The sequence below is a fragment of the Pelotomaculum sp. PtaB.Bin117 genome (assembly GCF_002067195.1).
Classification (GTDB): domain Bacteria; phylum Bacillota; class Desulfotomaculia; order Desulfotomaculales; family Pelotomaculaceae; genus Pelotomaculum_D; species Pelotomaculum_D terephthalicicum.
On sequence record NZ_MVQM01000059.1, the window covers coordinates 1 to 6,692 of the forward strand.

Genomic DNA, 6,692 nt, shown 5'->3' on the forward strand with positions numbered 1-6,692 from the left:
TGATACGTTAATTGATATAACGGTGCTCAAGAAAAATATAGCCGTCAAAAGGACCGATAATATTTTTTGCCGGATCTTTCTCAACTTAAAAAACCTCCTAAGAATTAAAAATATAAACGTACAACCTTCCTTAGTAACAAGCCCGGCTGTCTAACAACCGCCGGGCCTCCACCAAGCACTACATAGCTCCTTTGCTGGTACTCCTCGAATCCGTTTAACTCTGCCTCACCCCCTATTAACATTTTTACAATAGGTGTTTACTAATTGATTAATCAATAAACTCACAGAATTAATAATTGCTTAAATTAATTCTTTACATTAAATAGATCATTTTTTATCAACTCTTTTAGTGACTTACTCAAAATGTTCTTTTTAATTAAAATAACATTTACAAGATAAATGTCCATAATTATTGTTTAAAAGCAGCAAGACTTTGTCTGTTTTTTACAATATCTTGTCTGGATTTGCAATGACTAATTACCTGCCCGTCCACCAGCCTGATATTCCTGCCGCAATTATCCGCCACCCGCTGGTCATGGGTGGCCACCAGCACTGTTTTCCCCTGTTGGTTCAACTCCTTCAGCAAATCTATGATTCCCGCTCCAGCTGCCGAGTCCAAATTGCCTGTGGGCTCATCCGCCAGAATCAGTTCCGGGTCCAGCAGAAGCGCCCGGGCAATGGCCACCCGTTGCTGTTCACCCCCGGATAGCGCGCCCGGACGGCGGTTCTCTTTGCCTGTCAGTCCCACCATGCCCAGCAGTGCCAGCGCGCGCTTACGGTAATTTTTCCCCAGAGGCAAAGCAGGCGCCAAGACATTCTTCAGCGCGCTCAAAGTAGGAATCAAGTGATAAGTCTGGAAAATAAAGCCGATTTTTTCCCGGCGGAACCTGCAAAGGGCGGTCTCTCTTTGCGAGGTAAACCTTTTGCCCGCGAAAAAAATGTCGCCGGCTGTGGGTCGGTCCAGAGCGCCTAGCAGGTTCAGCAGGGTGGTTTTACCGCACCCGGAGGGGCCGGTCAGCGCTACAAGCTCCCCTCTCCTGATTGCCAGGTTTCCAACGTCCAGCACTTTTACCGCGAGATTAGCTTTCCCGTAAACCTTGGTCAAGTTTTTAACCGCAATCAATACGTTTGGCTGCACCAAGGCAAACCCTCCAAACTTTAAACTTCCCTGAGAATCTTTGCCGGCGCCGCGCTGTTCGCGCGCCAGGCCGGGTAAATTCCTCCCGCCACCCCAATTAGAATGCCGGTCAGAAACACGCTGACAGTAACCTGCCGGGAGAGAACGGCGATATCCGCGGCAATCAAAACCCTTGCCGCGGCAAGCCCCGCGCAGCCCAAAGCCACTCCCAGGGCGGCGCCGCACAGACTTAAGGTCAGGGACTCCACCAGCACCATGCAGATGATATTAGCCGGAGTCCACCCCAGAGCCTTCAGAATACCGAACTCACGCATCCGGTTGATTACGGACAAAAGCATTACTACCATGATGGACAGTCCCCCGGCCACCACGGCCACCAGGGAAACAGCCATTAGAAACTTACCCAGGACGTCAATTATATTTTTGACCGGATTTAAAACCTCTCCGGGCACCACCACTTGCAGTTCCGGCTTCTTACCCGTTAGCTCTTGTTGAATTGCCTCAGCGGTGGATTCCACATTGTCCATACTGTCCACAACGACGTTGATGGCGGAAACGCTCCCCTCCGTTATCTTGCCGATCTCCCTGGCCAATTTTTCAGAACCGCTGAAAGCCCCGTCCAAAACCTCGTTGCCGGTCTGGTAAACACCCACGACTATTAAGTCCAGCTCTTTTGCCCGTCCCCCCTCCATGCTCAGGAAGGGATAGGATTCCCCTATTGCAAACGGGGAATTTAATAAGCTCATATATTCCTGCAGGCTTTTGCCAATGATGATTTCCTTTTCATTACGCGGGGCGGTTCCCTCAACAATTTTGTTATACGGATTGTTGTCCAGATCACGAATTTCTTCCAAACCATAGCCAAACAAAGGCATGGCGTAATCATTATTTTCAGGCCGCAAAACCACCGAAACCTGGGAATAAACCTTTTCCACATGGGCTATGCTTCTGATGTCATCAATATAGGAAGAAGGTATCGGCCGGGTGCCCATGCCTAAATACAACCCGCCAAAGATCGCGTCCCTGCCGGAAATCGTGATCCTGTTGGAAAGCTCGCTAAAAGTGCCTTCAACCCGGTGTTCCATCCCCGCGGCGAGAGAAAAAAGGATTGTCATAAGCGCGGTGCCAAAAGCCACCCCCAGCACTGCCAGGGCTGCCACCGCTTTTTTACGAAAAGCGTTTTGAATGGAAAAAAACATTAACGACAAGCCCTCATCCCCATTTTTCTACAATTATCACCTTTAGTGTGGTTTAGCGCGGGACCTTAATGCAATCAGCACTCCCACTCAAAGTCTGCCACTTCCGGGAACTCCTTCAGGGCTTCTTTCATAATGGAGCAAATACGCTGCATTCCTGCTTCAGTTTTTGCCTCGCAGCGGGCCACCAGCACCGGCTGGGTATTGGAAGCCCGCACCAGACCCCAGCCGTCGCCAAAGAGCACTCTTGCCCCGTCCACATCAACCACGGGATAATTCCGCTTGAAACGCTCAGCCAGCCCACTGACAACCTTGAATTTATCCCAGTCCGGGCAAGTAACCCTGGTTTCAGCCGTCGAGTAATACTTTGGTATAACTGAAAGCATCCTTGAGAGCGGCGCGCCGGAATTGGAAAGGAGCCGCAAAAGGCGGCCGGCTGCGTAAAAGGCATCGTCAAAACCGTAATACTCATCCGCGAAAAATATGTGCCCGGACATCTCCCCGGTGAAGATCGCCCCAATCTCTTTCATCTTGGCTTTGATCAAGGAATGACCCGTCTTGTAAAAGAAAGGCTTTCCGCCAAGACGCTCCACCTCGTCCACCAAGGCCTGGGAGCACTTCACTTCGATGATGGCCTCGGCGCCTGGATGCCTTGGCATGATTTCCGACCAGTAAAGGCACATCAGCAGATCTCCCCAGATGATGTGCCCGGCCTCGTCCACCACACCGATGCGGTCCGCGTCGCCGTCGAAGGCCACGCCGAGCTCCGCCCTTTCTTCAAGCACCGCTTTTCTCAACTCCGCCAGGTTGACTGTTTTAACCGGGTCCGGCTGGTGGTTCGGAAAGGAGCCGTCGGAATCACAATACAGCGGGATCACAGCACAGCCCCAGTTGTTTAATATCTTTTCGGCAAACAAGGCGGCCGTGCCATTGCCGCAATCGACAGCCACCTTTAACTTTCTCGGCCCAAGCCGTATTTTTTTTAACAGCATATGCTGGTATGGTTTGACGGCATTTATCATTTCAAGGCTCCCGGAACCGTAACGCCACTCTCCGCCCATCATTAATTTTTTGAGCTTCTGGATATCATCTCCGTAGATGGTCCCGGCCCCCAGGGCCATTTTAAACCCGTTTTCCTCCGGCGGGTTGTGGCTGCCGGTAATCATCACCGCGGCGTCAATGCCAAAGTGGACCCTCGCGTAGTAAAGCATTGGCGTGACCACCAGGCCCAGATCCACCACGTCGCAGCCTACGTACATAAGTCCCTTCACCAGAGCGTCGCGCAGGCGCTCGGAGCTTAAGCGGTTGTCTCTCCCCACCAGCACTTTACATGAACCCTTTTGCAGCGCCACAGTGCCAAAAGCTTTGCCCAGAAGTGTTGCAGTCTCATCCGTAAGGTCCCTTTCCGCCACGCCCCGAATGTCATACTGGCGAAATATATGTTCATTAATAGTTGCCATTTAAGCTGCCTCCTTTTTTACAGCACTTCGTCCAGGCCCTCGTCCTTTAAAGCCTGTACCACCTTTTTGAGCTCCTGGGCCCGGTTTTTGCGGCATACCAGGAGACTGTCGCGGTCGTTCACCACGATTAAATTCTCCACCCCAATCACGCCAACCGTCTTGCCGGGGGAATAAACGAAAGTGTTGCTTGTGTCCAAAAATACACCCCGGCCTTCAATGGCATTGCCGCACTCATCCTTTTCAGCGTAGCGCTCCAAAGCCGTCCAGGAGCCAATATCGTCCCAGCCGAAATCTCCCCTCATCACCAGGACTTTTTCCGCCTTTTCCAGAATACCGTAGTCCACCGAGATTTTGGGCAGCCTCGCATAGATTTCTCCCGTTACGGCCAGGTATTGTTCCGTCCCCATGCTCTGCCCAATAATATTCAAGCCCCGAGCCAGTTGCGGAGTATATTTTTTTATTAGTCGAATAATTAAATCTACCCGCCAGATAAACATGCCGCTGTTCCACAGGTAATTCCCTGTGGAAAGAAATCTCACCGCCCTGGCGTAGTCGGGCTTTTCCAGGAAACGGACAACCCGGTATGCCGGCACGCCGGTAAAGGTGTCGAACAATTCCCCCTGAAAAATATAGCCATAGCCCGTCTCCGGCCTGTGGGGGGTGATGCCCAGGGTCACTATGTCTTCTCCCCGCCAGGCTGCCGCCACCGCGCTTTTCAGTATTTCCTGGAAGCGGGGCACATCACTGATGTAATGGTCCGCCGGCAGCACAATCATTATTTCCCGGGGGTCTTTACGCTCCAGGACCAAAGCAGCCAGTCCAACGGCAGCCGCGGTATCCCGCCCAAAGGGCTCGATGATAATGTTTTCCTCCGGCAGCTGCGGCACCTGCTTCATGATTATTTTTTTAAAATCCAAACCCGCCACTATGTAAGTGCCGGATATTCCAACCAAATCCTGCACCCGCTCCACAGTAAGCTGCAGCATCGTTTTGTCGCCGACGAGATTCAAAAACTGTTTGGGCACCGTCACCCTGCTGCGGGGCCAAAACCTCTCCCCCCGCCCGCCGGCCATAATTACGGCAAAAGGCATACTTCACACACCCTTTCGTTATAAAATTTTATTGTTCTAAACTTTTTCACTGAGAAATATCCCCAGATTTTTCCTTAAAGCCCTGGGGGTGGTTCCTGTGCCAACGCCAAGCTGTCTCAATGATCGCCCGCAAGTCGGTGAAGCGAGGCTGCCAGCCCAGCTCGGCCTTTATTTTTTTTGAACCGGCCACCAGCATCGCCGGATCTCCCGGCCGCCGCGCCCCGTATTGCACAGGAATACGTTTGCCTGTCTCCTCTTCGGCCGCCCTGATTACTGCCAAAACAGAGTAACCGCTGCCGTTTCCTAAATTGTATACCGCTGAAGGAGCCCCTGAAGCCAGTGCCTCCATGGCTAAAACATGAGCGTCAGCCAGATCATCGACATGGATATAATCCCTGATGCAAGTGCCGTCCGGAGTAGGGTAATCGGCACCGAAAACCTCCAGGCAAGGCAGACGCCCCATGGCCACCTGCAGTACCAACGGGATTAGGTGGGTTTCGGGAGCGTGGTCCTCTCCGATATCCCCCGCCGGGTCTGCTCCGGCAGCGTTAAAATAACGCAGGGCAACATAGCGCAGGTCATAGGCCTCACTATACCAGCGCATCGCCCCTTCCAGGGCGAGCTTGGTCGCACCGTAAGGGTTTGTCGGAACGGCAGGGTGCTCCTCAGGAATCGGATTCTCTCGCGGCTCCCCGTATACCGCCGCGGTTGAAGAGAAGACCAGGTAACGTACTCCTGACTTTACCATGCTGTCTAAAAGCGATAGTCCCTTAACCAAGTTGTTATAATAATACCCGGCAGGTTGAAGGACCGACTCCCCCACCAGGCTGTTGGCAGCGAAATGCATCACCGCCTCAATATTATGCTCCCGAAAAAGGCTTTTCAATAACAAGCGTTCGGCGATATCCCCCCGTACCAGTTGAACACCCCGCACGGCGGCCTCATGTCCCTTGGAGAGATTGTCCAGCACCACCACATGGTGTTTTTTGCCGACAAGCGTACGGACAGTGTGACTGCCGATATAACCTGCTCCACCGGTAACCAAAATATTCATTTTCACTACCCCCTTCTATCAATAATTTAACTGTCCTTCCCGGCGTGCTAGCTTACTTTCATGTAATAGTGCTTTTCACTCTGCCGTTTACTATAAAACAGTATAAATTCTTGCTCAAAACCAAATCTGCAATAAAGAGCATGATAATAGCGCCGCCAAGTATTTCAGGTACGTAGTACCAGGGGTCGGTCAAGAGGTTTACCCACAAACGCAGCCAGTTCTCCGGATCTCCTTTGGGGAAGCCCCAACCGAATACCGGCCACAGGAAAGTTTCGGGGAAGCGCCACATGCCATCCAGAAAACAATGAACAGCATTGCCTTCGGCCACCGCCAGCAGTCCCGGCCTCTTGTATTTAAAACATATAAATATGCCTGAGATAATTAGAAAGAGCAGAAATAAAAGGGTATGCGAGTATATACGCCCGTTTCCGAGCGTTTCTTTCAATACAAGTCCCCCCAGCGGCTTGTCAATAATGTCCGGCAGCATAGATCCCAGACAAACAAGCCTGAAATCTATCAAATCCGTAAACTTCTTCATTCCCCGGCGACTCAAAATCTTTGCCAAACCCTTGGTAATGCCAAGGGTTATTCCAACATGCGCTAAAAGCAGCATTAGAAATTCACCTTTGCAAAAGACGTATTGTCATCCGATATTTGTTTTTGACGCAGCACCTTCAGCAGCGGCCCCACAACTACTGCCGCTATCAAGAAATTAGCCAGGGCATAACCTGCTCCGATGCCGCTTAAACCAAT

6 protein-coding genes are annotated in these 6,692 nt (G+C 51.5%); all 6 read right to left on the minus strand.

Annotated elements, in window-relative coordinates; all coding sequences use genetic code 11:
• Positions 1–409: 409 nt before the first annotated feature.
• The 6 genes from A4E54_RS03745 to A4E54_RS03770 all read right to left on the minus strand — a co-directional run bounded on the left by A4E54_RS03745 (position 410) and on the right by A4E54_RS03770 (position 6,552).
• Positions 410–1,138: an ABC transporter ATP-binding protein gene (locus tag A4E54_RS03745; protein ID WP_286724477.1), complete on the minus strand. Its 729-nt coding sequence runs from the start codon at positions 1,136–1,138 to the stop codon at positions 410–412.
• A gap of 20 nt (positions 1,139–1,158) precedes the next feature.
• Positions 1,159–2,337 (minus strand): ABC transporter permease, encoded by a 1,179-nt coding sequence (locus A4E54_RS03750; protein WP_240085101.1) that lies wholly within the window; start codon positions 2,335–2,337, stop codon positions 1,159–1,161.
• Between the two features lie 74 nt (positions 2,338–2,411).
• The gene (locus tag A4E54_RS03755) at positions 2,412–3,794 is read right to left on the minus strand and encodes a phosphomannomutase/phosphoglucomutase (protein WP_286724480.1); all 1,383 of its coding nucleotides are present in this window, start codon (positions 3,792–3,794) and stop codon (positions 2,412–2,414) included.
• A 17-nt stretch (positions 3,795–3,811) separates the two neighbouring features.
• Positions 3,812–4,885, minus strand: coding sequence for a mannose-1-phosphate guanylyltransferase (locus tag A4E54_RS03760; protein ID WP_286724482.1), 1,074 nt, complete (start codon positions 4,883–4,885; stop codon positions 3,812–3,814).
• A gap of 46 nt (positions 4,886–4,931) precedes the next feature.
• Positions 4,932–5,939: a UDP-glucose 4-epimerase GalE gene (gene galE / locus A4E54_RS03765; RefSeq protein ID WP_286724484.1), complete on the minus strand. Its 1,008-nt coding sequence runs from the start codon at positions 5,937–5,939 to the stop codon at positions 4,932–4,934.
• A gap of 58 nt (positions 5,940–5,997) precedes the next feature.
• Positions 5,998–6,552: a metal-dependent hydrolase gene (locus A4E54_RS03770; protein WP_286724486.1), complete on the minus strand. Its 555-nt coding sequence runs from the start codon at positions 6,550–6,552 to the stop codon at positions 5,998–6,000.
• Positions 6,553–6,692 lie beyond the last annotated feature (140 nt).